Below are 25,767 nucleotides of genomic sequence, written 5' to 3' on the forward strand. Positions count from 1 at the left end.
CCGCGCTGGTTGAACTGCTGAAAAACCCGCCAGCGGGTGAAGAAGAATTCCTGACTGACCTGCTGGTCAACCGTGTCCCGCCGGGTGTTGATGAAGCGGCGTATGTAAAAGCCGGATTCCTGGCAGCTATCACAAAGGGCGAAGCCCACTCTCCTCTGGTCACTCGTGAAAAAGCAGTCGAACTGCTGGGCACCATGCAGGGCGGCTACAACATCCATGCGCTGATCGAGGCGCTTGACGATGAGGCCCTGGCACCGATTGCCGCTGAAGCACTGTCCCACACGCTGCTGATGTTCGATAACTTCTACGACGTCGAAGAGAAAGCCAAAGCGGGTAATCCCCACGCGAAGAAAATCCTCCAGTCCTGGGCTGATGCAGAATGGTTCCTCAAGCGTCCTAAGCTGGCAGAAAAAATCACCACCACCGTGTTCAAAGTGACCGGCGAAACCAACACCGACGACCTCTCTCCGGCGCCGGATGCATGGTCACGTCCGGATATTCCACTGCACGCCCTGGCGATGCTGAAAAACCCACGTGACGGCATCGAACCCGACGATGTTGGCAACGTTGGCCCGATCAAACAGATTGAAGCACTGCAGCAGAAAGGCTTCCCGCTGACTTATGTCGGTGACGTGGTTGGTACCGGTTCTTCACGTAAGTCCGCGACCAACTCAGTGCTGTGGTTCATGGGTGACGACATTCCGTATGTGCCGAACAAAAAAGGCGGCGGTCTGTGCCTCGGCGGTAAAATCGCGCCGATCTTCTTCAACACCATGGAAGATGCCGGCGCGCTGCCGATCGAACTCGACGTTGAGCGCCTGAACATGGGCGATGTGATTGACGTTTACCCTTACAAGGGTGAAGTACGCAATCACGAGACCAATGAACTGCTGGCGACCTTTGCGCTGAAAACCGGCGTGCTGCTGGATGAAGTGCGCGCCGGTGGCCGTATTCCGCTGATTATCGGTCGCGGCCTGACCACCAAAGCGCGTGAGTCGCTGGGTCTGCCGCACAGCGATGTGTTCACCAAAGCCAAAGATGTGGCCGAAAGTAACCGTGGTTACTCGCTGGCGCAGAAAATGGTGGGCCGCGCCTGTGGCGTGGCAGGGATTCGTCCTGGCGCCTACTGTGAACCGAAAATGACCTCGGTCGGCTCTCAGGACACCACCGGTCCAATGACCCGTGATGAACTGAAAGATCTGGCGTGTCTGGGCTTCTCCTCCGATCTGGTGATGCAGTCCTTCTGTCACACTGCCGCTTATCCGAAGCCGGTCGATGTCACCACACACCACACGCTGCCGGACTTCATCATGAACCGTGGCGGTGTCTCGCTGCGTCCGGGCGATGGCGTGATTCACAGCTGGCTGAACCGTATGCTGCTGCCGGATACCGTCGGCACCGGCGGTGACTCGCACACCCGCTTCCCGATTGGCATCTCGTTCCCGGCCGGTTCTGGTCTGGTGGCATTTGCCGCGGCGACGGGCGTAATGCCTCTGGATATGCCGGAGTCAGTGCTGGTGCGCTTCAAAGGCGAAATGCAGCCGGGCATCACGCTGCGCGATCTGGTGCACGCGATTCCGCTGTACGCCATCAAGCAGGGCCTGCTGACCGTTGAGAAGAAAGGCAAGAAAAACATCTTCTCCGGTCGCGTGCTGGAAATCGAAGGTCTGCCGAAGCTGAAAGTTGAGCAGGCGTTTGAGCTGACCGATGCCTCGGCCGAGCGTTCTGCGGCGGGTTGTACCATCAAGCTGGATAAAGAGCCGATCATCGAGTATCTGAACTCCAACATCGTGCTGCTGAAGTGGATGATCTCCGAAGGTTACGGCGACCGTCGTACGCTGGAGCGCCGTATTCAGGGCATGGAAAAATGGCTGGCCGATCCGCAACTGCTGGAAGCCGATGCCGATGCGGAATACGCAGCGGTGATCGAAATCGATCTGGCGGAAATCAAAGAGCCCATCCTGTGTGCGCCGAACGATCCGGACGACGCGCGCTGGCTGTCTGACGTGCAGGGCGAGAAGATCGACGAAGTGTTCATCGGTTCGTGCATGACCAACATCGGTCACTTCCGTGCGGCAGGTAAACTGCTGGACGCGCACAAAGGCCAGCTGCCGACCCGCCTGTGGGTAGCGCCGCCAACCAAGATGGATGCCGCGCAGCTGACAGAAGAGGGCTACTACAGCGTCTTCGGTAAGAGCGGTGCGCGTATTGAGATCCCGGGCTGTTCACTGTGCATGGGTAACCAGGCGCGCGTGAAAGACGGCGCGACGGTGGTTTCCACCTCGACCCGTAACTTCCCGAACCGTCTGGGTACCGGTGCCAACGTGTTCCTGGCATCAGCCGAGCTGGCTGCGGTCGCTTCCCTGCTGGGTAAACTGCCTACGCCGGACGAGTATCAGCAGTTTATGGTGCAGGTGGATAAAACCGCTGCCGACACCTACCGCTACCTGAACTTTGATCAGCTGGGCCAGTACACCGAAAAAGCGGACGGAGTGATTTTCCAGACCGCGGTGTAAAATACGCCTGCCAGTGAAAAAGGGACGAGCGCATCGTCCCTTTTTTTATGCGCTTTTTTCCCTCGCCGTCTCCAGGCATAATGCGAGCGCGATCCCACTTTCTTGCGCGCGCTGCGCACAAAATGCACGAAAGCGTGCCGTCTGGCGCGCCACTGGTATGAGGCCAACATGGAATATGAATTTCTGCGTGACGTGACCGGTCAGGTCCGGGTGCGCATGTCGATGGACCACGAAGCGGTGGGGCACTGGTTCAATGAAGAGGTGAAAGAGAACTTTGCGCTGCTGGATGAAGTCGAAGCCGCGGTGCGTGCAGTCAAAGGCACGCAGCAGCAGTGGCAGCGCGTCGGGCACGAATATACGCTGTGGCTGGATGAGGAAGAGGTGATGATCCGCGCCAATCAGCTGGCGTTAGAGGATGACGGCCTGGAAGAGGGCATGACTTATTACGATGAGGAGAGCCTGTCGTTCTGCGGCGTGGAGGATTTCCTCGCGGTAATTGCTGCTTATCGCCGGTTTATGGCCGGCCGTTAACGGGCGCCCGCAGCCGGGGCGCCACTGTCGTTGCGCAGGTTACACGCCGTTAATGGCGGAACGGGCGTGGGATAAAGGTTCCTCATCCACAATCGGTTCGACCTTGCCGAGCAGGAACAGGTAGTTAAGGATTCCGATCACCACCAGCACCGCCGAGAACACCAGCGCCCAGGTAAAGTGGCCGGTGGCACCGACGATAGCGCCGGTAATGATTGGCCCGACCGCGCCGCCCATATTGGAGACGGTATTCTGCAACCCGGCAACAATTGACACGCTGTTGGTGGGCGCAACATCGCCCGGCAGCGCCCACACCTGAGATGCCGCGACGGTGGTGCCGGACTTAGCAATACACAGCAGCAGTACCGTCATGAACACGGAATCGGTGAACGGCGCGAACCCGATGCACAGCGCCATCAGCAGGCCAATCGTCAGGAACAGCTTGCGTGTGGCGGTCAGCGACAGCACTTTTTTGTGCACCATACGGTCCGACGCCCAGCCCGCCAGCACCTCAATCACCATGCCGCAGATCAGCGGCAGCGCCGCCACCATGCCCATTTTCAGGAAATCCATCCCTTTGTCTTTCACCAGGTAAGTTGGCAGCCAGGTGATAAAGAAGTAGGAGGTGTAATTGATGGTGAAGAAGCCAATACACATCGCCCAAATGTTGCGGTAGCGCAGCAGCTTGTACCACTTCATCGGCCGCACGTTCTTATCGCCGTGCTTCTGCGCCTGGCCATCGCGGATCAGGCGCACTTCATCGGTGCTGATCGCTTTGTGATCTTCCGGGTTCTCGGCATAAATGAAGTACCAGGCGATGACCCAGATCAGCCCGACGGCACCAATCGCCAGAAAGGTCAGACGCCAGTCAAACAGCGCGATCATAAAGACGATCAGCGGCATGGCGACGGCCCCGCCAAATTTTGATGCGCTGTCAAACAGGCCGGAGACGGTGGCGCGCTCGCGATCCGGGAACCAGCGCGCGGTAATACCGGCGTTGCTGGGATAAGCCGCCGCTTCACCCACGCCGAGCGCCAGACGCAGCGCCAGCAGCGATTTAAAGCCGGTGGCGAGCCCCATTGCCATGGTGGCGATCGACCACCAGCCGACAGCGATGCCGAGGCCTTTTTTCTGGCCGAAGCGGTCGGCAAACCAGCCTGCCGGGATCTGCAACAGCGCATAAGACCAGAAAAATGCCGCCATGATAAAGCCCATCATCTCCGGATTGATGTCGAGCTCGGTGATCAGGTGCGGTGCGGCGGCAGAGAGTACGGTACGATCAATATAGTTAATGGCAATGGCCAGCCACATCAGGCCAGCGATCCACCATCTGATGCGTGTTGAGCGTGCGGTGTTGGTCATAATCATTATCCACGCGAAAAGGGTGACAGAGGAGGGCGGCGTCAGGCCAGCCCGTTCATGACATTCATCGGGCGTTCGCCCTGTTTTATACACTGCACAATCTGTGTCACGCAGCGTTCGCCGATGGCGCTGATGGCACCGTCGGTATAACCGGCAAGGTGCGCCGTGGGGATAAAGTTGCTCAGGGTGAACAGCGGATGCTGCGTCAGCGGCTCCTGCACAAAGACATCCGCCGCCGCACCGGCAATCACGTTATCCTGCAATGCCTGGTAGAGATCCTGCTCATTCACCACGCCACCGCGTGACGCGTTGATGAGAAACGCGCTCTTTTTCATGCGCTTCAGGCGCGCAGCGTCGAACAGGTTTTGCGTCTGGTCGGTGAGCGGCATATGTAAGGTGATGAAGTCGCTGTGCTCCGTCAGCTGATCGAGGCTGACAAACGTCACGCCGTGTTCGGCGGCGAAGGCGTCATCGGGGTAAAAATCGAAGGCGAGGATGCGCATATTGAAGCCTTTAGCGCGCAGTGCCACCTGCTTACCGATATTGCCCAGGCCGATGATGCCGAGCGTTTTGCCGTAGACATCGGTGGCAAAAATGCGTGGCCAGTGGCCGGCGCGGGTCTCTATTGCGGCGGTGGTGATCTGGCGCGCGCTATTGAGAATCAGCGCAAAGGCGAAATCGGCAACCGCGTGTTTGTTCGCGTCCGGCACGTTCGTCACGTAAATACCGCGCGCACGCGTCGCGTTGAGGTCGATGTTATCGACGCCTACGCCGTGCTTGCAGACAATTTTCAGCTGCGGTGCCAGCGACAGCAGCGCATCGTTGACCTCGGTGAAGGCCACGATCAGGGCGACGGTGTCGGCGAGATGCGGCGCCAGCGCGCTGAGCGGCGCGTCGGCGGGCAGCGTAATCAGCTCAAAGCCCTGCTGGCGCAGTGTGTCGATCGGCGCGGCGTCGTAGCGGGCGAACGAAGGTGAAGTACAGATGACTTTCATAGCAAATGCGTCCCGGTGTTAATAACAGCAGCCATCGCTGCCTGAATCCGCCCCGCCACCGTCAGATTAACCCTAAGCCTGATGGCGGCAGGCGGGGTAGCGGCGCCTGTATTGCGCGATGAATCGCGCCGCTACCACAGCTGCGTGCGGTAAGTGCTTTGAATTTGCTGGCTTTACTGCAAATACTGATTAACGATCTGGCGGATCTTCTGCTCTTCCTCCGCAGAGAAGCGCACCGCATAGCGGCTGTCGCCGACCTCATAGCCGAGCAGCGCCACGGCTTTTTTCACCGCCGCCGGGGAAAAACCAATGCTGTAGAGATCGGTACGCAGGCCGGTGACGTTCTCCTGAGCGGCGCGCGATCCGGCGATGTCACCGGCATGGAAGCGCGCCCAGATGGCGTTAATCTCTTTCGGCGCCACGTTAGCCAGCCCGGAAATACAGGCGGAGCAGCCATCGACAAAGCCCTGATGAATCAGTGAATCCGGCCCGTTCAGCACGTTGAAATGTGCAATACCTGCCGCTGCCTGCAGAAAGCCGCTCAGGCTTTCGTAGCTGCCGGCGCTGTCTTTGATGCCAATAATGTTGGGATGCGCTGCCAGCGTACGCACGGTTTCCGGCTGCAGCGTATTACCGGTGCGCGCCGGAATGTTGTAGAGAAACAGCGGGACGTCGAGGGCGTCGGCCACGGCGCGGTAGTGATCAATCAGCTCTTCCTGTTTAAGCGGGACAAAGTAAGGGGTGATCACCGAGACGGCATCCACGCCCAGCTTTGCCACTTGCCTGCCCAGCCGGATAGTCTCACGCGTCGAGATCTCGCCAATGTGCGCCACCACCGGTGCGCTGCCGTTTACTTCGTCGACGCAGGTCTCGGTCACCGCCAGCTTCTCCTGCTCGTTCAGCACGAAAAATTCCCCGTTGGTGCCGCCGCAGAAAATACCGTTACCGGCGCTCAGCTGACGCCGAATCTGTTCACGCTGCGCGGCAGGATTGTAGGCTCCGTCGCGATCAAAAGTGGTGACGATGGCGGTCAGTACGCCCTGAATGGTGTTGCTCATGATTTCCCCGCTCATGCTGAGTGATTTAACGCCGGAAACAGCGTCAGGTAGACGTTGCGCACATCGTCGGCGCTGACTTTCATCGGTACATTCTTCATCAGGCGCTGCACGTCCAGCGCGGCTTCGACCAGATACGGCAGGTGATCCGGCCCGATACCCAGCGCTTCCAGGCTGGCCGGCAGTTTAAGGCGCTGCACCAGCGCGGCGAAATAGGCCACCAGCGCGTGCGATTTGGCCTCTTCATCCAGTGCACTATCGGCATCCGGCAGCAGATCGTAGGCCTGCGCGAACTTGCTCACCGCCGCCGGACGCACAAACTGCATGCACGGCGCCAGCAGAATGGCGTTGGCCACGCCGTGCGGCAGATGATACTTGCCGCCCAGCGGATACGACATGGCGTGCACCAGATGTGTCCCGGCATGGGCGATCGCCGCTCCACCGTAGTAGGACGCCCACAACATATTCAGCCGTGCTTCCAGGTTGTCCGGTTCGGCAAGGGTCTTTTCGAGGCTGGCGAACAGCTTTTTCATGCCGATCAGCGCATAGTTATCACTCACCGGATTGGCCACGGTGGCGGTGAAGCACTCAATCAGGTGGCACAGCGCATCAATCCCGGTCGACGAGGCGATGTGCGCCGGCATGCTGGTGGTCAGTTCCGGAATCAGCGCCACATAGTCCGGCAGCATCACCGGCGAAATAATACCGATTTTGGTCTCTTTCTCCGGAATGGCAAGGATGGCATTGGGCGTGGCTTCCGAGCCGGTGCCGGCCGTGGTAGGGATCAGTAAAGAAGCGGTACGCGTGTGCGGCTTCTCACCGGCCAGCAGCGCCGTCAGGGTTGGCGCATCGGCTACGCACAACACGGACAGCAGCTTCGCCACATCCAGCACGCTGCCGCCGCCAATGCCGATCACCAGATCGACGTCGCCGTGCGGCAGCGCCGCAACAATCGCCGCCACATCATGCTGGCTCGGCTCGGGCGGCACCGTATCAACCAGGCTCAGGCTGGCGATCTGCTGCTGCAGCCGGGCGATAAGCGCCTGCACCGCCGGAATACCCAGAATGTTTTTATCCGTGACCAGCAACGCCTTCTGCTTATCCTGCAGTAAATAGCTGAGATCGTTCAGAGCCTGATAGCCACTGATCACGGTGCTGTTGATATTCATGTCATGCCCTTATAACGGTTTTGCACATTATGATTAGGTTTGCTCAATGCTGTGCGGGGTGTATCCCTTTCTGAGGCTAAATTTATAGGCGATATCGATTTCAATTAATTTGATCTTGCTCACATATAATCAATCATGATTGAATATAATCAAATGCAGCACGGCAAGGGGCCGTGACAGGAGAGAGAATGACTTCATCGCCATGGAAAACGCCCGTTCTGGTGATTGCCGACGATTTTACCGGTGCCAACGACGCAGGCAGCGGCTTCGCGCTGGCTGGCGCGCGCGTCCACGTGCTGTTCAATAACCTGACGCCCCCGGAGGCCGGCGTTGCGGATGTGCTGGTAATCAGCACCGATAGCCGTGCGGTCAGCGCAGCGGAAGCCGCCAGCCGCACGCATGCCGCCATGCAACCGCATCAGCAGATAGCGCAGCACGGCTGGCTGTTTAAGAAGATTGACTCAACGCTGCGCGGCAATCCAGGCGCTGAGGTGGCGGCTGCGCTGCAGGTCAGCGCGAAACGGCTGGCGCTGGTGGTGCCGGCGGTGCCTAAGCTGGGCCGCATCACGCGCGGCGGGGAAGTGTGGATCCATCAACAGCGCCTGACTGACACCGAATTTGCCAGCGATCCTAAAACCCCGGTGACCAGCAGTAACGTGCTGACGCGCCTGCAGATGCAATGCGATCTGCCGGGCGAGCAGATCGATCTTGCCACGGTACGCAGCGGCATGCTGGCCGCACGGCTGGCGACCAGTCAGGGCCTGCTGGTACTGGACGCGGAACTGCAGGCGGATATCGACACTATTATCGCGGCGGCCGCGACGCTGCCGGAACGTCCGCTGCTGGTCGGCGCGTCCGGGTTAAGCGATGCGCTGGGTGCGCATCTTGCTGCGCGGCCCTCTCGCCCGGTGCTGGCGATTGTCGGTTCGATGAGCGCCATGGCGCAGCAGCAAATCGCCCGGCTCGCCAGCCAGCGTGACATCCGCTTGATTGATATTGATATTTGCCAGCTGTTTGCCACACCGGCATGGCCGCAGGCGGCGGCCTGGCAGCAGGCGATGGTCCAGGCGCTGCGCGAGGGCGTGCACTGTGTGGTGCGCACTACGCAACAGGCTGACCAGCGCCACGCGATTGCGCAGCTGTGTCAGCAGCAGCAGATTACGCGCCAGCAGCTCGGCGAGCGCATCTGCCAGTTTCTGGCGCAGCTGACGCGCGCCGTCTGCGCGCACATTCAGCCTGCCGGCCTGTTTCTTTCCGGCGGTGACGTGGCCATCGCGGTGGCGCAGGCGCTCGGGGCCAGCGGCTTTCAGATTCAGGGCCAGGTGGCGGGCTGTGTGCCGCACGGGGTTCTGCTTAACAGTGAATTACACCTGCCGGTGATGACCAAAGCGGGTGGCTTTGGTGATGAAAACACCCTGGCGGAAGCCATTCGTTTTATTGAGGAGAAGTCGAGTGAATAACACTATTGCTGTGACCATGGGCGATCCGGCGGGCATCAGCCCGGAAATCATCATTAAAGCGCTGGCTGAAGGGGAGCTGGCGGGCATTCCGGCGGTGGTGGTCGGCTGTGCCGCGACACTGCGGCGGGTGCTGGCATTGAATATTACGCCGCACGCCGAGCTGCGCGTGCTGGACAGCGTGCAGGATGCGCATTTCGCACCGGGCATCATTAACGTCATCGATGAGCCGCTGGCCGATCCTGATGCGCTGCAGCCGGGCAGGGTGCAGAAGCAGGCCGGCGATCTGGCCTGGCGCTGCGTGAAGCGCGCCACCGAACTGGCGCTGGCGGGCGACGTGCAGGCGATTGCTACCGCCCCGCTGAACAAAGAGGCGCTGCACGCGGCGGGCCACCTTTATCCCGGTCACACTGAACTGCTGGCACAGCTGACCCAGACCAAAAATTACGCCATGGTGCTGTATACCGACCATCTGAAAGTGATCCACGTGACCACGCACATCGCGCTGCGTAAGTTCCTCGACACGCTGAACGGCGCACGTATTCAGACGGTGATCGGCATGGCTGACAGCTTCCTGCGCCGCGTGGGCTATGACCAACCGCGCATCGCCGTCGCCGGGGTCAATCCGCACGCGGGCGAGAATGGCCTGTTTGGTGATGAAGAGATCACCACGGTGACACCAGCGATCCAGGCAATGAAGCAGCAGGGCATTGATGTCCATGGCCCGTGCCCGCCGGATACGGTGTTTTTACAGTGCCAGCAGGGGCAGTACGATATGGTGGTGGCGATGTACCACGATCAGGGGCATATCCCGTTGAAACTGCTTGGCTTTTACGATGGCGTCAACATCACGGCGGGACTGCCGTTTATCCGCACTTCCGCCGACCACGGCACGGCATTTGATATCGCCTGGACAGGTAAAGCGAACTCTGCGAGCATGGCGATCTCGATAAAACTCGCGATGCAGCTTGCATAGGGAAATATGAAGGGACAAAGCCGTCTCGACCAGATTATGGACTATCTCAAAAGTCATAATCTGGTCACTGTTGAACAGCTGGTGAGCGCCATTTCTGCTTCGCCAGCCACCATTCGCCGCGATCTGATTAAGCTGGACAAGGAAGGGGTGATTAGCCGCAGCCACGGCGGCGTCACGCTGAACCGCTTTATCCCGACGCAGCCGACCACGCTGGAGAAGATGCAGCGTAACCTGGCGGAGAAGCAGGCCATCGCGCAGTTCGCCGCCAGCTATGTGCAGTCCGGCGATGCGGTGGTGCTGGATGCCGGCACCACCATGCTGGAACTGGCACGACAGCTGACCCATTTGCAGCTGCGGGTGATCACCGCCGATCTGCACATTGCGCTGTTTTTGTCGGAGTTTAAACAGATTGAGACCACCATCATCGGCGGCCGCATCGACGACTCCAGCCAGTCGTGCATTGGTGAGCACGGCCGGCGCCTGCTGCGCAGCATCAATCCGGACATTGCGTTTGTCAGCTGTAACTCATGGAGTATTGAGCGCGGTATTACCACGCCGACGGAAGACAAAGCCGGGCTGAAGATGGATCTGCTGGCCAATGCGCGCCGGCGCATTCTGCTGGCCGACAGCAGTAAATATGGCTCATGGTCGCTGTACTGCGCGGCACCGATTGATAGCCTGACCGATGTGGTGACCGATTCCCGCCTTGATGAAGCGGTATGCCGTGATTTGCGCGAGCGCGGCATTGGCCTGCAGCTGACCGCGTAAATGTGCCGCCTGCATCAGCGGGTGAATGACGTGCGCTGCGTTACCGCGGCGCAGCCTTCACCCACTGCTGGCGCTGAGTTATAACAACTTCAATCCCGTCGCCGGGATATTGCGCCCGTAGTAAATCTCACGCATCTCCTTCCACAGCAGATTGGTAATGCGCTTGTGTTCCTGCGGGCTCAGCTCTTCAGGTTTGGTGTTGAACAGGTAATACTTCAGATCAAATTCTTTCAGCAACATCTTGGTATGAAAGATGTTTTCCTGATAAACGTTGACGTCCACCATGTCGTACATCGCCTTCATATCCTCGGACATGAAGTTCTGAATCGAATTGATCTCATGATCGATGAAGTGCTTCACGCCATTGACGTCGCGGGTGAAGCCGCGCACGCGGTAATCCACGGTCACGATATCCGACTCCAGCTGGTGGATGAGATAGTTCAGCGCTTTCAGTGGCGAAATCACGCCGCAGGTCGAGACCTCAATGTCGGCGCGGAAGGTGCATAAACCGCCTTCCGGGTGACTTTCCGGATAGGTGTGCACGCAGATGTGACTTTTGTCGAGGTGCGCCACCACCGAATTGGGCAGCGGACCGGGATGCTCGGAGTTATCGATATCCTGCGGATTGATCGGCTCTTCGCTGACCAGAATCGTCACGCTGGCACCCTGCGGCTCATAATCCTGGCGCGCGATATTCAGCACGTTAGCACCGATAATCGAGCAGGTCTCGGTGAGGATTTCCGTCAGGCGGTTGGCGTTATATTGCTCATCAATATAGGCGATATAGCCATCACGTTCGGCTTCGCTATTGGCATAGCAAATGTCGTAGATACAAAAACTCAGGCTTTTGGTCAGATTATTGAAGCCATGTAGTTTTAGCTTTTGCAATTGGGTTCACCTCCTGAGGTCAGCTGAGCGCGTTTAAAAGATATTGCGGCAGGGCAAAGCTGCCGATGTGCAGCTGTGGCGTGTAGTAACGGCAGGGCAGTCCGGCCGCGGCAAAACGTGACTGCAGCGTCGCAAGGTCCGGCTGGCGCAGCGCCGGATTATCGCTCGCCCAGGCGAAGGTCATGATGCCGCCGTAGTAGGTCGGAATCGCTGCCTGGTAAAAGCTGACGTCAGCGAAATAGTGGCTGAGTTTGCGGTGGCTGTTGACCGCTTCATCCTGCTGCAGGAAGCAGACGCCGTTCTGCGCGACAAACACGCCACCGGGATTGAGCGCCTGTTTGCAGCCGGCATAAAACGCCGAGGTGAACAGACTCTCGCCGGGACCGATTGGATCGGTACAGTCGGAGATGATCACATCAAACCGTTCCTGCGTCTGGCTGACGAAGTTAACGCCATCGTCGATCACCAGCTGCAGACGCGGATCGTCGTAAGCGCCGGCGCTGTGGTTAGGCAGATAGGTTTGACAGAAATTCACCACGCCGGCATCAATTTCCACCATGGTGATGTGCTCAACGCTTTGATGCCGGGCGACCTCGCGCAGCATCGCGCCGTCACCGCCGCCGATAATCAATACGCGCCGGGCATTGCCGTGCGCCAGAATCGGCACGTGCGTCATCATTTCGTGATAGATAAACTCATCGCGCTCGGTGGTTTGCACCACGCCGTCCAGCGCCATCACGCGGCCAAACGCGGCGTTCTCAAAGATCACCAGATCCTGATGCGCGGTTTTATCGCGGTAAAGCAGATTATCTACGCTGAAATATTGGCCAAAGCCGCTATGCAGCGTCTCATGCCAGGTCTCTTTGTCGGCCATGCCGGAGCGCTCCTTATGCTGTTAACGCGCAATAATGCCAGAAAAAAGCATAACGAATTATGACCGTGCTTGCACGGTCAGGGCGTTAACAGCAGCGCAGGGCGGAGGATTATTTCACGTAGGCAAGCAGGCTGAGGGAATCGCGCGCCAGCGACTTACACTTTTTGTCGTTGGTGATGGCGATACCGCTCAAATCTTTGTAGCTCTCTTCACCGAGGGATTTCATGTTGTAAGCGCTGTAGTTGCTCAGATCCCAGCGGTTTTGCTGGGCAAAAAACACCAGTGCTTTACGAATCTGCGCGTCGGGCAGATCCTGATAGCCGCAATCATTTTTCAGATAGACAAACACCGCGGTGAGGTCAGCCAGATCTTCTGCTTCGGATTCGCTCAGGGCAAAACTGGTGGAGGAGAAGCCAAGGAGTCCCGCCAGCAGCAGGATCTTGATGCTTTTCGTCATAATCGTTCTCAACAAGGGACAATTTAATGACGTTAGCACAGTTATTGCCGGGATTCCGCTAAATTTGGCTAAATGGGCCACTGGCGCGCTTTTTATCCCGGCGGGCGCTTTCATCGCTTGACCCTCCCGCAGGGGAAAGGTTTACGCTGTGCCCCTATTCACGATAAGGATATGAATATGCAACGTCGTCATTTTCTCAAGCTGACCGCCGCCCTCAGTGCAGCCGGCGCGCTGCCCTTGTGGAGTCGCTCGCTGATGGCCGCTACGCGCCCGCTGTTGCCCATCCCGTCGCTGCTGGAGCCCGATGCACACGGCCAGTACACGCTGACCGCCATGACCGGCAGCAGCCAGTGGAACGGCAAATCCGTCCCAACCTGGGGTTACAACGGTAGCCTGCTCGGCCCGGCGCTGCGCCTGCAGCGTGAGAAAAGCGTCACCGTCAATATTCATAATCGCCTGCCGGAAGCCACCACGCTGCACTGGCACGGGCTGGAAATTCCCGGCGCGGTGGATGGCGGTCCGCAGGCGCTGATTGCGCCCGGCGCCACGCGTCAGGTGAGTTTTACCCCCGATCAACCGGCGGCGACCTGCTGGTTCCATCCGCATCAGCATGGCAAAACCGGCTATCAGGTGGCGCAGGGGCTGGCAGGGCTGGTACTGCTGGAAGATGAGGCGTCCGGCAAGCTGCGGCTGCCGATGCAGTGGGGCGAAGATGATGTGCCGCTGATTTTCCAGGATAAGCAGCTCACTCAGGACGGCACGCGTATCGATTATCAGCTGGATATCATGCGCGCCGCCGTGGGCTGGTTTGGCGATTTGATGCTGACCAATGGCGTGCCGTATCCGCAGCACGCGGTGCCGCGCGGCTGGCTGCGGCTGCGCCTGCTCAATGGCTGCAACGCGCGCTCGCTGCACATCGCCGCCAGCGATAAACGTCCGCTGTACGTGGTGGCGAGCGACGGTGGCCTGCTGGCTGAACCGGTGAAGGTGGAGAGCCTGCCGCTGCTGCCGGGCGAGCGCTTTGAAGTGCTGGTGGATACTTCAGACGGCAAAACCTTCGATATCGTAACGCTGCCGGTCACGCAGATGGGCATGACGCTGGCGCCGTTCGATCAGCCGCTGCCGCTGGTGCAGATTCTGCCGCTGCGCGTGATGGCCAGCGGTACGCTGCCAGACCAGCTGGTGGATGTGCCGCCGCTGCCGGCAACGGAAGGGCTGCAGAGCCGCTGGCTGCAGCTGATGATGGATTCGCAGCTGGATCAGCAGGGCATGCAGGCGCTGCAGCAGCGCTACGGTGCCAAAGCGATGGGCAGCCAGCACGGCGCGGGCAAACCGATGGATCACGGCAGCATGAACATGGACCATGGCGCGATGGAGCATGGCAACATGGATCACGGCGATATGGCGATGGATCAGGGTAACCACGCCAGCAGCGCCGCATATGATTTCCACAACGGCAACAAAATCAACGGCCAGGCCTTCAACATCGAAAAGCCCATGTTTGCCGTGCCGCTGGGCAAATATGAAAAATGGACCATCTCCGGCGAAGGCGACGCCATGCTACATCCGTTCCACATTCACGGCACGCAGTTCCGCATTCTGTCCGAGAACGGCAAGCCGCCTGCGGCGCATCGCGCCGGCTGGAAAGATATGGTCAGCGTCAACGGCTGGCGCAGTGAAGTGCTGGTGCGCTTCAACTACGTCGCCGATAGCGAAAATGCCTATATGGCGCACTGCCATCTGCTGGAGCATGAAGATACCGGCATGATGCTGGGCTTTACGGTGAGCTGACGGCCGCTTCCAGCGCCAGGCGGATATCTTCAATCAAATCATCGGCATGTTCGATGCCGATCGACAGGCGCACCGTCGCGTCGGTGATGCCGATGCGCTCCCGCACCTCCTGCGGCACGCCGGAATGGGTGGTGCTGGCGGGATGGCTGGCGAGCGACTCGGTGCCGCCGAGGCTCACCGCCAGTTTGAACAGCGCCAGCGCGTTGAGAAAGCGGAATGCCGCAGCCTGGCCGCCCTCGATATCAAAGGAGAAGGTGGAACCGGCGCCACTGCACTGGCGCTGCCAGGTTTCTCCTGCCGGACTGCTGGCGTCGAGATAGGGCAACCAGTGCAGTTTCGCCACCTGCGCGTGATCGCGTAAAAATGCCGCGACCTGTTCCGCATTGCTGGCGGCTTTCTCCATGCGCAGCGATAGCGTTTCCAGTGAGCGGCCAATCATCCAGCTGGAGTGCGGATCGAGCTGGGTGCCAATCGCGCTGCGCAGCGAACGCACTTTGTTTATTAACGCCCGGCTGCCCAGCGCGGCGCCGGCAATCAAATCGGAATGACCGCCGACATATTTGGTCAGCGAATAGAGCGAGATATCCGCGCCGTGCTGCAGCGGACGCTGAAACAGCGGGCCGAGTAGGGTGTTGTCGCAGGCGAGAATCGGCCGGGAGCCCTGCTGCTGGGTGATCACCTCTGCCACCTGACGCATCAGTTGGATATCTACCAGACTGTTGGTGGGGTTGGCCGGCGTTTCAATCAGAATCATCGCGACGCGCCCGCGCTGCCACGCCAGCTTCGCGGCCTCATACACTTTATCTTCGTCGTTGCCGTCGCTGAACCCCACCGCTTTGATCTCCAGATCGTGCAGCGTTTTGCTCAGCAGCGTTTCGGTGCCGCCGTACAGCGGCTGCGAGTGCAGGATCACTTCGCCGGGACGGGCAAAGGTCAGCAGCGTGGTGGCAATCGCCGACATGCCGGAAGAGAACAGCGCGGCGCTTTCGGCACCTTCATAAATGGCCAGCCGATCTTCGACGATCTCGCTGTTAGGATGGTTGAAGCGGGAATAGACCAGCCCGCCGCTTTTGCCCGCCGGCGGTTGCTGGCGGCCGGCAACGAAATCGAAAAATTCTTTGCCCTCTTCGGCGCTGTTAAACACAAAGGTTGACGTCAGAAACACCGGCGGCTTCACCGCACCTTCTGACAGGCGCGGATCGTAACCGTAGTTGAGCATCTGCGTTTCCGGATGCAGTTCACGCGTGCCGATCTGCGTTTTTTTACCTGATGAAGCGGCCATAGGGATCTCCAGAGAGAGCGGGCAGGATGCTTACAGTTAACGCCAGCGCAATAAATTTCGCCACGATAACGTTTGCGTTCTGTGCGCGGCGTTAGCCTGTGCGTCGACTATGATAGAATGCGCGGCTTTCTGAAAACCTTCTTAGGCGAATGCAATGAAACACACCGTCGACGTGATGATCTCTGAGCAGGAGATCGCAACCCGTATTGCCGAACTGGGCAAGCAGATCAGCGAGCACTACCGCAACAGCGGCAGCGAAATGGTGCTGGTCGGCCTGCTGCGCGGCTCCTTCATGTTTATGGCTGACCTGTGCCGCGCCATTGATGTCGCGCACGAAGTCGACTTCATGACCGCCTCCAGCTACGGCAGCGGCATGTCCTCCACGCGCGACGTGAAAATCCTCAAAGATCTCGATGAAGACATTCGCGGCAAAGACGTGCTGATCGTCGAGGACATCATCGACTCCGGTAACACCCTGAGCAAAGTGCGTGAAATTCTGCAGCTGCGTGAGCCAAAATCGCTGGCGATCTGCACGCTGCTGGATAAGCCGGAGCGTCGTGAAGTTGAGGTGCCGGTCGAGTTTGTCGGCTTTACCATTCCGGATGAGTTCGTGGTCGGCTTCGGTATTGATTACGCACAGCGCTACCGTCATTTGCCGTATATCGGCAAAGTTACGCTGCTGGACGAATAACCGCACAATCTTCCAAGGCTGATTCTCTCCGCCTGCGATAAGATGCGCAGCCCGTAACTCAATGACTTACGGGCTCGGCACGCGTTTTCCTGCGGCACGCAGAGTGGTAGAGTGTGGTGGGTTATCACTCTGCGCAATTCCTTTGATTTCACAACCGTTATCGCTGAATAACCCCGCACGCTCGACGCGAGCGCACTATCATTTCATATGGCTATGATGTCACTACAACAGGGTACGGACTCGCAATGACTTATGCACTGGAACTTTCCGGGCTGACCAAGACCTATCCCGGCGGCGTACAGGCGCTGAAAGGCCTCGATCTCAACGTGGAAGCAGGCGATTTTTATGCCTTACTGGGCCCTAACGGTGCCGGTAAGTCCACCACCATTGGCATTATCAGCTCGCTGGTGAACAAATCCAGCGGCAGCGTGCGCGTGTTTGGCTACGACCTGCAGAAAGATGTGGTCAACGCCAAGCGGCAGCTTGGGCTGGTGCCACAGGAATTCAACTTTAACCCGTTTGAAACCGTAATGCAGATTGTGGTTAATCAGGCCGGTTATTACGGCGTGGAACGTGCCGAAGCGAACAAGCGCGCGGAAAAATACCTCAATCAGCTCGACCTGTGGGGCAAGCGTAACGAACGGGCGCGCATGTTGTCCGGCGGCATGAAGCGCCGGCTGATGATTGCCCGGGCGCTGATGCATGAACCGAAACTGCTGATTCTTGATGAGCCGACGGCTGGCGTGGATATCGAACTGCGCCGCTCGATGTGGGTGTTCCTGAAAGAGCTGAACGCCAAAGGCACCACCATCATCCTGACCACCCACTATCTGGAAGAGGCGGAAATGCTGTGCCGTAACATCGGCATCATCCAGAGCGGCGAGCTGGTAGAGAACACCTCAATGAAAGGGCTGCTGTCCAAGCTGCAGTCGGAAACCTTTATCCTCGACCTGGCGCCGCGCAGCCCGCTGCCGCAGCTGGAGGGCTTCCAGTATCGTCTGGTTGATACCTCAACGCTGGAAGTGGAAGTGATGCGTGAACAGGGGCTGAATAGCGTATTCAGCCAGCTGAGCGCGCAGGGCGTGCAGGTGCTCAGCATGCGCAATAAAGCGAATCGTCTGGAAGAGCTGTTCGTCAGCCTGACGCAGGGAAAAACAGGAGTAACCGCATGACGCATCTGTACTGGGTGGCGCTCAAGAGTATCTGGAGCAAAGAGATCAACCGTTTTGCCCGCATCTGGATTCAGACGCTGGTGCCGCCGGTGATCACCATGACGCTGTACTTCATTATCTTTGGCAATCTGATCGGCTCACGCATCGGCGATATGCACGGCTTCAGCTATATGCAGTTTATCGTGCCGGGCCTGATTATGATGGCGGTGATCACCAACGCTTACGCCAACGTCGCCTCGTCATTCTTCAGCGCCAAGTTCCAGCGCAACATTGAAGAGCTGCTGGTGGCGCCGGTGCCGACCCACATCATTATCGCCGGTTATGTCGGCGGCGGCGTAGCGCGCGGCGTGTGCGTGGGCGTGCTGGTGACGGCGGTGTCGCTGTTTTTCGTGCCGTTCCACGTATTCTCGTGGCCGATGGTGGCGATCACGCTGCTGCTGACGGCGATTCTGTTCTCGCTGGCGGGCCTGCTGAATGCGGTGTTTGCGCGCACCTTTGACGATATCAGCCTGATCCCGACCTTCGTGCTGACGCCGTTAACTTACCTCGGTGGCGTATTCTACTCGCTGGCGCTGCTGCCGCCGTTCTGGCAGGCGGTGTCGAAGCTCAATCCGGTGGTGTACATGATCAGCGGGTTCCGCTATGGCTTCCTTGGCATCAACGATGTTCCGCTGGTGTTGACGCTGTCAGTGCTGGTGGCGTTTATCGTGGTGTTTTACGTGCTGGTGTATGCGCTGATTCAGCGCGGACGCGGCTTGCGCACCTGAGGCGCAGCTCCGAATAAGAAGCCGCTGCCGGCGTCGTCCGGCGGCGGCTTTTTTTTACCCACTCTTTGCAGTTCCAGACGCGTCTTGTGCTTTCAGCCCGTGGCTTTCCCCATAGTGGCCGCTGACCAAAAAAGCAGCGGGGAAGCAAACAGTGAATCGGGTATCATGGATTGATAATTTACGCGGCATGAGCATTCTGGCGGTGATTTTTTTGCACTGCATGATTGCAGTGAACCAGCAGGCCGGGCACTTCACTGCCTTTAACGAGCTGGTGAATCAGCTGCTGGCGCCGGTGCGTATGGGGCTGATGTGCTTTGTCTCCGGACTGTTCGTCGCCAGCGGTTTACGCCACGGGCAGGCGCGCTATCTGCGAAACAAAGTCAGCAGCATTCTCTATCCGTTTGCCGTCTGGGCGCTGATCTACGGCGGGCTGAAGTGGACCTTCAGCGCGATGGCCAATCACCCACAGTCGCCGCTGGCCATCGCGCTCGGCCATCTGAGCGGCGGCGATATCACCTGGTTTCTGCACTCGCTGTTTCTGTTCTTTGTGCTGATTATCCCGGCGCGCCGCCTGCCTGCGGCGCTGGTGCTGACACTGTGCGTTGCCGGTGCGGTGCTGCTGCCGCCGGTGCCGCCTGACTCGCTGTTTGCCAGTTTCGACAACCTGCATCTGAACAAGTCGCTGGTGCTGTTTGCCTTCTTCTACAGCGCCGACTGGCTGGTGCGCCAGGATATTGATATTGCCGCGTTCGCGCAGCGTCGTACGCCGCTGCTGCTGTCGCTGATCGCCTTTATGCTGCTCGCGGCGTTCAGCCTGTGGGGCGGGCTGCGTCAGCATTCGCCGTGGCTGCTGCCGCTGGCGCTGCCCTCAATCCCGCTGTTCGTTGCGCTGGCCTGCCGTATCAATCTGCGGGCGATTAACTACGTTGGCCGCCATTCGATTGTGTTTTATCTGTCGCACTATCTGGCGATTCAGGTGTGCAGTAAATTGCTGCGCCACGACGGCCACTCTGCGTGGCTGGCTGACCTGCATTTTGTGCTGGCGTTCAGCGTCGCGCTGGCGTTGCCAACGGCGCTGTGCGTACTGCGGGCAAAAGGATGGTTTGACTGGTTGTTTACGCTGAAGCGCAAAGGGCAGCCGCAGCTGGCGGGCGTATAAGGGAAAGGCGCGCTGTCAGTACAGCGCGCGGGATGATCAGGCGACCTGTACCGGCAGCGCTTTAGCGATACGTTTCATCTCGTTATCGCCGTCGAAGTAGGCCACTTTGGGCTGCCAGCTGCGCGCCACTTCATCTTCCACCTGCACATAAGAACAGATGATCAGCAGATCGCCCTGACAGGCGCAGCGCGCGGCCGCACCGTTGACCGAAATGATTTTCGAGCCACGCTCGGCGGCAATGGCATAGGTAGAGAAGCGCTGGCCGTTGGTGACGTTATAGATGTCGATGGCTTCGTATTGCAGAATGCCGGAGGCATCAAGAAAATCCTGATCGATGGCGCAGGAGCCTTCATAATGCAAATCCGCCTGCGTCACTTTTACGCGGTGCAGTTTGCCTTGTAATACGGTACGAATCATAGCGTGATACCTTTGTTATACCCGTGCGCGGCCGGTTTCTACCGCGCAGTGTGTAGCGGGTACATGCTGCCCATAAACGACGGCGTTAAACCGTCAGATCCACTTGCTGATTATCAATCAAACGCGCATTACCGAGCCAGGCGGCCATCAGAATCACTGCGCGCTGGCTGTCGACCGTCAGCGGCTGCAGCGTATCGGCATCGCAGATGGCCAGGCCGTCGGGGCGCAGGCCCTGATCGCGCAGCGTCTGTTCGGCGTGCTCAATAATCTCATCCACGTGCCGCTCGCCGTTGCTGAGGCGCTGCGCCATGCTGTTCATCACCTGGCTGAGCACCGGCGCCAGCTTGCGTTCATCGGCAGTAAGATAGCCGTTACGTGAGCTGAGCGCGAGACCGTCTTTGGCGCGCACCGTCGGCACGCCAACGATGTCAATGTCAAAGCCCATGTCCGCCACCATCTTGCGGATGATCGCCAGCTGCTGAAAATCCTTCTCGCCAAAACAGGCGATATCCGGCTGCACCAGATTAAACAGCTTGCTGACGATGGTGGCCACGCCGCGGAAATGACCGGGACGGCTGGCGCCCTCCAGCAGCGAGGAGAGGCCCGGGACTTCAACAAACGTCTGGCTGTCGAGACCCTGCGGATAGACATCGGCCGGCGCCGGGGCAAACACCAGGTCGACGCTGTGGCGATTGAGTTTTTCACAATCGTCCTGCAGCGTGCGCGGATAGCGCGCCAGGTCGTCGGCGCGATCAAACTGCATCGGGTTAACGAAGATCGATACCACCACGATATCTGCGCGCTGGCGTGCTTCATCCACCAGCGTCAGATGCCCCTCATGCAGGTTACCCATAGTGGGCACCAGCGCGATGCGTTTACCTGCCTGGCGCCAGCGTCGAATCTCACGGCGCAGCAGCGGCAGCGTTTCAATGATCAGCACTGCAAATCTCCTGATTTACTGGAAACTGTGTTCGGCAGCAGGGTAGGTGCCTGCCTCAACGTCGGCCATATACTGGCGAATTGCCGCACGAATGTCGCCGGTTTCCGCAAGGAAATTTTTGGCAAATTTTGGAATGTGGCCGCCGGTAATACCAAACGCGTCGTGCATCACCAGAATCTGGCCGTCGGTGACGTTACCGGCACCGATGCCGATCACCGGTACCGACAACGCTTTTGTGACGCGCTCAGCCAGCGCGACCGGCACGCACTCCAGCACCAGCAGCTGCATACCGGCCGCTTCCAGCGCCAGCGCATCCGCCAGCAGGCGCTCGGCTGCCGCTTCATCGCGCCCCTGCACCTTGTAGCCACCGAAGATATTAACTGACTGCGGCGTCAATCCCAGATGACCACACACCGGCACGGCGCGCTCGGTCAGCATGCGCACGGTCTCTGCCAGCCAGGCGCCGCCTTCCAGTTTTACCAGGTTGGCACCGGCGCGCATCAGCTGCGCGGCACTGTCAAAGGTTTGCTGCGGCGTGGCGTAACTCATAAACGGCAGGTCGGCCATCACCAGCGCGTCAGGCGCACCGCGCCGCACAGCGGCGGTGTGATAAGCAATATCGTCGACTGTCACCGGCAGCGTGGAATCATGGCCCTGCACGGTCATGCCGAGCGAATCGCCAATCAGCAGCAGCGGAATGCCCTGGTCGGCAAACAGGCGCGCGAAGCTGAAATCGTAGGCGGTCAGCGTGGCGAACTTGCGGCCGCTGGCTTTCAGCTGGCGTAAGTGAGAGAGGGTGGTGGGTTTCATCGCAATCTCCAGCATTTTCTGATGCGCGCAGTGTACTGGATTGATTGCAAAGGCGATACGACGGGCGTGCGATTCTGCCGCGTCAGGCGGACCACAAGCGAATGCTGCTGCGGTCCAGCGTCGCCAGAATGCCGGCCAGCGGCTGGCCGTTCGGCAGGCGCAGCGCTGGCGCGATTTCCAGCAGCGGCACCAGCATGAAGGCGCGGTTGTGCATATCGTAGTGCGGCACCGTCAGGCGCGGCGTGTGGATCACTGCATTGCCGAACAGCATGATATCGAGGTCCAGCGTGCGCGGTCCCCAGCGTTCGGCTTTGCGCACCCGGCCATGCTCCAGCTCAATGCGCTGGGTGTGATCGAGCAGCGTTTCCGCGGCCAGTGTGGTCTCCAGTGCCACCACGGCGTTGAGGTAATCCGGCTGATCCGGCGGGCCGTACGGTGGCGTGCGATAAAACGCGGAGGTGGCTACGCGGTGGGTATCGGGAATGGCATCCAGCGCGGCCAGCGCTGCATCAACCTGATGCAGCGGATCGGCGAGATTACTGCCTAAGGCGAGATAGACCCGCGTCATGACGCGCTGTGGTTGCTGTCGCGGCGCGGGCCAGCAGGACGACGGCGTGGACGGCGTGGTTTACGGCGCGGGGCCGGATCGTCACCCAAAGTATTGAGCATGGTCTTCTGCTGTGTCGGCACCGCCGACTGGAACTCGCCCCACCACTGGCTGAGGCGCAGCAGCTCGGCGTTGTTCTCGACTTCCGCACGCAGCGCCAGCAGGTCGTAGGCGGCGCGGAATTTAGGATGCTCCATCAGCTTCCATGCGCGCTTACCGTGACGGCGGGACATGCGCAGCTGCAACTGCCAGATATCGCGAATCAGCGTGGTGATACGTTTCGGAATCGCCAGCGCACGGCAGGCTTCATCCAGCGTTTCGTTCATGGACAGCGCAAACGCATCGAAATAGGTCAGGCCGCTCTCCTGCGCAATCTGCTCCGCTGACTCCAGCTGCGGATACCAGAACATCGCCGCAAACAGGAACGCCGGATTCACGCGCATATCGTTGTGCAGACGGGTATCGGTGTTTTTCAGCACCTGCGCCAGCATGCGTTCCATCGGGCTGTCGCCCTGTTCGGTGAAGTTGCGCGCCAGCGTCGGGAACAGCGGCTGGAACAACTGGTATTCGCGCATCATCAGATAGGTGCGATAACCGTAACCGGCCTGCAGCAGCTTCAGCGACTCCTCAAAAAGGCGCGCCGGCGGAATGTCATTCAGCAGCGTGGCAAGGCGGGGAATCGGCTCGGCGGTTTCCGCCGCAATGCTCATGTCCAGCTTGGCGGCGAAGCGCACCACGCGCAGCATACGCACCGGATCTTCGCGGTAGCGCGTTTCCGGATCGCCAATCATGCGGATGGTGCCTTCCTGCAGATCCTGCAGGCCACCGACGTAATCGCGTACGGTGAAATCAGCCACGCTGTAATAGAGGCTGTTGATGGTTAAATCGCGGCGCTGCGCATCATCTTCAATGTTGCCAAAAATATTGTCGCGCAGCAGCATGCCGTTCTGACCGCGCTGCGAACCGTTGCGATCGTCGACGCTCTCTTCCTGGTGATGGCCGCGGAACGTGGCGACTTCGATCACTTCCGGACCGAACATCACATGCGCCAGACGGAAGCGACGCCCGACCAGGCGGCAGTTGCGGAATAGCTTACGCATCTGCTCCGGCGTGGCGTTGGTGGTCACGTCAAAGTCCTTCGGCTTTTTACCCAGCAGCAAATCGCGCACGCCGCCGCCAACCAGATAAGCCTCGTATCCGGCTTTATTCAGGCGATACAGCACTTTGAGAGCGTTTTCGCTGATATCTTTGCGTGAGATATTGTGGCTTTCCCGGGGGATAACGGTCATCAGACTTACGGTTTCCACCTCTTCAGGGGCCTCCTCATCACGCTTGAGGACTCTCCGGCAAAAATTAGCGACTCGGGTAAAAATGGGACACCTCGACAGTGAGAAAATGGGTGTGAATAAAATCAGCGGCTAATCATAGCCTGTTGCGAACCATTTAGGAATGGCGTTGTCGCCTCATCCGGTTGTTGCGCATCATGCCGCGGAATCGATGCGCTATCCCAGTGTGTAACCGCATGGTCCAGCAACGCCTCCAGCCCATGGTCCTGCCAGCCTGGCAAAACCGACTGCCCCAGAAAGCTCAGCGCCTGCACCAGCACCGGTCGCGGATCGCCGTCCGGTAAGGCTGGCGCGTGGTTCTGCTTCGACAATTTATTACCGTCCGGGTTAATTGCCAGCGGCAGATGCAGATAAGCTGGCACCGGCCAGCCAAACTGCTGATACAGCGCAATCTGGCGCACCGTTGGCTCAATCAAATCCGCACCGCGCACAATCTCCGTCACGCCCTGAAAATGGTCATCGACCACCACCGCAAGGTTATAGGCGAACAGTCCGTCACGACGGTGAATAATAAAGTCTTCCTGCGCCAGACGCGGCTCCGCCTGCAGATGGCCGCGCAGGCGATCGTCAAAACCGTACACCGGCGCATGCTGACGCAGCCGCAGCGCGGCGCCGTCCGGCGGCAAATGTAAATCGCGGCAGTGACCGTCGTAAAAGCCGCCCAGCTGCTGAATGCGGCTGCGCGGGCAGGTACAAAAGTAGCTTTGACGGTGTTCGCGCAGCCAGCTCAGCGCCGCGCGATAGGCCTCGTGGCGCTGCGACTGCCACAGCACGTCGCCGTCCCAGTGCAGCCCATAATGCGTCAGCTGATGCAGGATGCGCGTTGCGGCACCGGCGACTTCACGCGGCGGATCAATATCTTCAATGCGCACCAGCCAGCGGCCCTGCTGCGCGCGCGCGCTCAGGTAGCTGCCTAATGCGGCTATCAGCGAACCGAAATGAAGATCACCGGAAGGAGAGGGGGCGAAACGCCCGATGCAGGGAAGCGTGGCGGACATCATGCTGTGGTACACCGCACGGCGGGAAAACAGTGGTTTTCCCGGCTGTGCGGCGACAGTCTGTTAACGGCCATTAGCCTGCCATCTGCTTCTCGCGGATTTCTGCCAGCGTTTTGCAGTCAATGCAGAGATCGGCGGTCGGACGCGCTTCGAGACGGCGGATACCAATTTCGACTCCACAGGATTCGCAGTAGCCAAAGTCGTCGTCTTCCACTTTCTTGAGCGTTTTCTCAATCTTTTTAATGAGTTTGCGCTCACGATCGCGGTTACGCAGCTCCAGGCTGAACTCCTCTTCCTGGGCGGCACGGTCAACCGGATCCGGGAAGTTGGCAGCTTCGTCCTGCATATGCGACACAGTACGGTCTACTTCATCCCTGAGTTGGTTGCGCCAGGCTTCCAGAATCTTGCGGAAATGGCTCAGCTGGGCGTCATTCATATACTCTTCGCCCGGTTTCTCCTGATACGGCTCCACCCCAGCGATGGCGAGGATACTCAGGGACGATGTTTTACGGTTTTGCCCTTCTTGCATGTTGTTTCTCCTGGATAACACGCACTACCCGTTCTGTTTCAGATTGCGAAAGCCTTTGCCTGCAACCCGACGCATGCGGGGCATATCGATTCCCATCAGGGAAAAAAACAGGCCGCTATAAATAGCAGAAGCAGTCAAGGTTGGCAATTATTCATGAACGCACCTTGACAAGCCTGTGAGGAACAGCGTATTTAGCGCACCGCCCAGAACATT

General features: G+C 59.1%; 25 protein-coding genes. 10 read left to right on the plus strand and 15 right to left on the minus strand.

The features are described 5' to 3' along the window. Both acnB and yacL read left to right on the plus strand, forming a co-directional pair. On the plus strand, positions 1-2,516 hold a 2,516-nt coding region (acnB, locus tag QMM04_RS09385), incomplete at its 5' end, for a bifunctional aconitate hydratase 2/2-methylisocitrate dehydratase (RefSeq protein ID WP_282996063.1). 168 nt (positions 2,517-2,684) lie between these two features. Then, positions 2,685-3,047 carry a protein YacL gene (gene yacL, locus QMM04_RS09390; RefSeq protein ID WP_031279698.1) on the plus strand — a complete coding sequence of 121 codons (363 nt, stop codon included), beginning with the start codon at positions 2,685-2,687 and terminating at the stop codon, positions 3,045-3,047. A 39-nt stretch (positions 3,048-3,086) separates the two neighbouring features. Here the strand turns inward: yacL and QMM04_RS09395 are convergent, their stop codons facing one another. The 4 genes from QMM04_RS09395 to QMM04_RS09410 form a co-directional block, all read right to left on the minus strand. Then, positions 3,087-4,406 (minus strand): MFS transporter, encoded by a 1,320-nt coding sequence (locus tag QMM04_RS09395; protein ID WP_058780450.1) that lies wholly within the window; start codon positions 4,404-4,406, stop codon positions 3,087-3,089. A 41-nt stretch (positions 4,407-4,447) separates the two neighbouring features. Continuing rightward, entirely contained in the window at positions 4,448-5,401 is a 954-nt protein-coding gene (locus tag QMM04_RS09400; protein ID WP_127833686.1) for a phosphoglycerate dehydrogenase, read from the minus strand. A gap of 173 nt (positions 5,402-5,574) precedes the next feature. Beyond that, the gene (locus QMM04_RS09405; RefSeq protein ID WP_127833687.1) at positions 5,575-6,459 is read right to left on the minus strand and encodes a dihydrodipicolinate synthase family protein; all 885 of its coding nucleotides are present in this window, start codon (positions 6,457-6,459) and stop codon (positions 5,575-5,577) included. Positions 6,460-6,470: 11 nt separating this feature from the next. Next, a complete protein-coding gene (locus tag QMM04_RS09410) occupies positions 6,471-7,625 on the minus strand; it encodes an iron-containing alcohol dehydrogenase (RefSeq protein WP_282954724.1) in 1,155 nt (384 codons plus the stop codon). A gap of 188 nt (positions 7,626-7,813) precedes the next feature. Between QMM04_RS09410 and QMM04_RS09415 the strand changes: the two genes are divergently transcribed. Genes QMM04_RS09415 through QMM04_RS09425 form a run of 3 tightly spaced genes read left to right on the plus strand, consistent with a single transcriptional unit; the run spans position 7,814 to position 10,826 of the window. Beyond that, entirely contained in the window at positions 7,814-9,085 is a 1,272-nt protein-coding gene (locus QMM04_RS09415; protein ID WP_282954723.1) for a four-carbon acid sugar kinase family protein, read from the plus strand. Further along, positions 9,078-10,058: a D-threonate 4-phosphate dehydrogenase gene (locus QMM04_RS09420; protein WP_282996064.1), complete on the plus strand. Its 981-nt coding sequence runs from the start codon at positions 9,078-9,080 to the stop codon at positions 10,056-10,058. Before QMM04_RS09415 ends, QMM04_RS09420 begins: the two co-directional genes overlap by 8 nt. Before the next feature lie 6 nt (positions 10,059-10,064). Further along, a complete protein-coding gene (locus QMM04_RS09425; protein WP_022547144.1) occupies positions 10,065-10,826 on the plus strand; it encodes a DeoR/GlpR family DNA-binding transcription regulator in 762 nt (253 codons plus the stop codon). A 78-nt stretch (positions 10,827-10,904) separates the two neighbouring features. Here the strand turns inward: QMM04_RS09425 and speD are convergent, their stop codons facing one another. From speD to QMM04_RS09440, 3 genes are all read right to left on the minus strand, one after another. Continuing rightward, positions 10,905-11,714, minus strand: a complete 810-nt coding sequence (gene speD / locus QMM04_RS09430; protein WP_058770602.1) for an adenosylmethionine decarboxylase — start codon at positions 11,712-11,714, stop codon at positions 10,905-10,907. A 19-nt stretch (positions 11,715-11,733) separates the two neighbouring features. After that, positions 11,734-12,588 carry a polyamine aminopropyltransferase gene (gene speE / locus QMM04_RS09435; protein ID WP_141496261.1) on the minus strand — a complete coding sequence of 285 codons (855 nt, stop codon included), beginning with the start codon at positions 12,586-12,588 and terminating at the stop codon, positions 11,734-11,736. Between the two features lie 109 nt (positions 12,589-12,697). Next, positions 12,698-13,045 (minus strand): YacC family pilotin-like protein, encoded by a 348-nt coding sequence (locus QMM04_RS09440; RefSeq protein WP_021507525.1) that lies wholly within the window; start codon positions 13,043-13,045, stop codon positions 12,698-12,700. 177 nt (positions 13,046-13,222) lie between these two features. On the opposite strand from QMM04_RS09440, the gene cueO reads away from it, so the two are divergent. Then, positions 13,223-14,836 (plus strand): multicopper oxidase CueO, encoded by a 1,614-nt coding sequence (cueO, locus tag QMM04_RS09445; RefSeq protein ID WP_282996065.1) that lies wholly within the window; start codon positions 13,223-13,225, stop codon positions 14,834-14,836. Here cueO and QMM04_RS09450 read toward each other — a convergent pair. Beyond that, positions 14,823-16,118 carry a cystathionine gamma-synthase family protein gene (locus tag QMM04_RS09450; protein ID WP_282996066.1) on the minus strand — a complete coding sequence of 432 codons (1,296 nt, stop codon included), beginning with the start codon at positions 16,116-16,118 and terminating at the stop codon, positions 14,823-14,825. The two genes, cueO and QMM04_RS09450, sit on opposite strands and share 14 nt — an antisense overlap. Positions 16,119-16,272: 154 nt before the next feature. On the opposite strand from QMM04_RS09450, the gene hpt reads away from it, so the two are divergent. From hpt to QMM04_RS09470, 4 genes are all read left to right on the plus strand, one after another. Then, positions 16,273-16,809, plus strand: a complete 537-nt coding sequence (hpt, locus tag QMM04_RS09455) for a hypoxanthine phosphoribosyltransferase (RefSeq protein WP_021507522.1) — start codon at positions 16,273-16,275, stop codon at positions 16,807-16,809. A gap of 245 nt (positions 16,810-17,054) precedes the next feature. Further along, positions 17,055-17,981 (plus strand): ABC transporter ATP-binding protein, encoded by a 927-nt coding sequence (locus QMM04_RS09460; RefSeq protein ID WP_021507521.1) that lies wholly within the window; start codon positions 17,055-17,057, stop codon positions 17,979-17,981. Further along, entirely contained in the window at positions 17,978-18,748 is a 771-nt protein-coding gene (locus QMM04_RS09465) for an ABC transporter permease (protein ID WP_021507520.1), read from the plus strand. The genes QMM04_RS09460 and QMM04_RS09465 overlap by 4 nt, the downstream gene beginning before the upstream one ends. 151 nt (positions 18,749-18,899) lie before the next feature. Then, positions 18,900-19,907, plus strand: a complete 1,008-nt coding sequence (locus QMM04_RS09470; RefSeq protein ID WP_215786548.1) for an acyltransferase — start codon at positions 18,900-18,902, stop codon at positions 19,905-19,907. Between the two features lie 36 nt (positions 19,908-19,943). Here QMM04_RS09470 and panD read toward each other — a convergent pair whose 3' ends face one another. From panD to dksA, 7 genes are all read right to left on the minus strand, one after another. Next, on the minus strand, positions 19,944-20,324 hold the full coding sequence (panD, locus tag QMM04_RS09475; protein ID WP_021507518.1) for an aspartate 1-decarboxylase: 381 nt from the start codon (positions 20,322-20,324) through the stop codon (positions 19,944-19,946). Positions 20,325-20,409: 85 nt separating this feature from the next. Further along, complete coding sequence (gene panC / locus QMM04_RS09480; protein ID WP_021507517.1) at positions 20,410-21,264, minus strand: pantoate--beta-alanine ligase; 855 nt, start codon at positions 21,262-21,264, stop codon at positions 20,410-20,412. 15 nt (positions 21,265-21,279) lie between these two features. Continuing rightward, positions 21,280-22,074 (minus strand): 3-methyl-2-oxobutanoate hydroxymethyltransferase, encoded by a 795-nt coding sequence (gene panB, locus QMM04_RS09485; protein WP_058780480.1) that lies wholly within the window; start codon positions 22,072-22,074, stop codon positions 21,280-21,282. Between the two features lie 82 nt (positions 22,075-22,156). Next, the gene (gene folK / locus QMM04_RS09490; RefSeq protein WP_021507515.1) at positions 22,157-22,642 is read right to left on the minus strand and encodes a 2-amino-4-hydroxy-6-hydroxymethyldihydropteridine diphosphokinase; all 486 of its coding nucleotides are present in this window, start codon (positions 22,640-22,642) and stop codon (positions 22,157-22,159) included. Further along, positions 22,639-24,054 carry a polynucleotide adenylyltransferase PcnB gene (gene pcnB / locus QMM04_RS09495; protein WP_211724863.1) on the minus strand — a complete coding sequence of 472 codons (1,416 nt, stop codon included), beginning with the start codon at positions 24,052-24,054 and terminating at the stop codon, positions 22,639-22,641. Before pcnB ends, folK begins: the two co-directional genes overlap by 4 nt. A 38-nt stretch (positions 24,055-24,092) precedes the next feature. Beyond that, the gene (gene gluQRS / locus QMM04_RS09500; protein WP_282996067.1) at positions 24,093-25,025 is read right to left on the minus strand and encodes a tRNA glutamyl-Q(34) synthetase GluQRS; all 933 of its coding nucleotides are present in this window, start codon (positions 25,023-25,025) and stop codon (positions 24,093-24,095) included. A 73-nt stretch (positions 25,026-25,098) separates the two neighbouring features. After that, a complete protein-coding gene (dksA, locus tag QMM04_RS09505; protein WP_021507512.1) occupies positions 25,099-25,554 on the minus strand; it encodes an RNA polymerase-binding protein DksA in 456 nt (151 codons plus the stop codon). Positions 25,555-25,767 lie beyond the last annotated feature (213 nt).

Source organism: Pantoea sp. Pa-EAmG, assembly GCF_030024295.1.
Taxonomy (GTDB): Bacteria; Pseudomonadota; Gammaproteobacteria; order Enterobacterales; family Enterobacteriaceae; genus Pantoea; species Pantoea dispersa.

Coding starts and splice junctions, on each gene's coding strand:
- QMM04_RS09395 (WP_058780450.1), bottom strand. CDS start 4,406: ATGACCAACACCGCACGCTCAACACGCATCAGATGGTGGATCGCTGGC.
- yacL (WP_031279698.1), top strand. CDS start 2,685: ATGGAATATGAATTTCTGCGTGACGTGACCGGTCAGGTCCGGGTGCGC.
- panD (WP_021507518.1), bottom strand. CDS start 20,324: ATGATTCGTACCGTATTACAAGGCAAACTGCACCGCGTAAAAGTGACG.
- QMM04_RS09415 (WP_282954723.1), top strand. CDS start 7,814: ATGACTTCATCGCCATGGAAAACGCCCGTTCTGGTGATTGCCGACGAT.
- folK (WP_021507515.1), bottom strand. CDS start 22,642: ATGACGCGGGTCTATCTCGCCTTAGGCAGTAATCTCGCCGATCCGCTG.
- QMM04_RS09425 (WP_022547144.1), top strand. CDS start 10,065: ATGAAGGGACAAAGCCGTCTCGACCAGATTATGGACTATCTCAAAAGT.
- panB (WP_058780480.1), bottom strand. CDS start 22,074: ATGAAACCCACCACCCTCTCTCACTTACGCCAGCTGAAAGCCAGCGGC.
- cueO (WP_282996065.1), top strand. CDS start 13,223: ATGCAACGTCGTCATTTTCTCAAGCTGACCGCCGCCCTCAGTGCAGCC.
- hpt (WP_021507522.1), top strand. CDS start 16,273: ATGAAACACACCGTCGACGTGATGATCTCTGAGCAGGAGATCGCAACC.
- gluQRS (WP_282996067.1), bottom strand. CDS start 25,025: ATGTCCGCCACGCTTCCCTGCATCGGGCGTTTCGCCCCCTCTCCTTCC.
- QMM04_RS09410 (WP_282954724.1), bottom strand. CDS start 7,625: ATGAATATCAACAGCACCGTGATCAGTGGCTATCAGGCTCTGAACGAT.
- QMM04_RS09460 (WP_021507521.1), top strand. CDS start 17,055: ATGACTTATGCACTGGAACTTTCCGGGCTGACCAAGACCTATCCCGGC.
- speE (WP_141496261.1), bottom strand. CDS start 12,588: ATGGCCGACAAAGAGACCTGGCATGAGACGCTGCATAGCGGCTTTGGC.
- QMM04_RS09440 (WP_021507525.1), bottom strand. CDS start 13,045: ATGACGAAAAGCATCAAGATCCTGCTGCTGGCGGGACTCCTTGGCTTC.
- dksA (WP_021507512.1), bottom strand. CDS start 25,554: ATGCAAGAAGGGCAAAACCGTAAAACATCGTCCCTGAGTATCCTCGCC.
- QMM04_RS09405 (WP_127833687.1), bottom strand. CDS start 6,459: ATGAGCAACACCATTCAGGGCGTACTGACCGCCATCGTCACCACTTTT.
- QMM04_RS09450 (WP_282996066.1), bottom strand. CDS start 16,118: ATGGCCGCTTCATCAGGTAAAAAAACGCAGATCGGCACGCGTGAACTG.
- QMM04_RS09400 (WP_127833686.1), bottom strand. CDS start 5,401: ATGAAAGTCATCTGTACTTCACCTTCGTTCGCCCGCTACGACGCCGCG.
- QMM04_RS09465 (WP_021507520.1), top strand. CDS start 17,978: ATGACGCATCTGTACTGGGTGGCGCTCAAGAGTATCTGGAGCAAAGAG.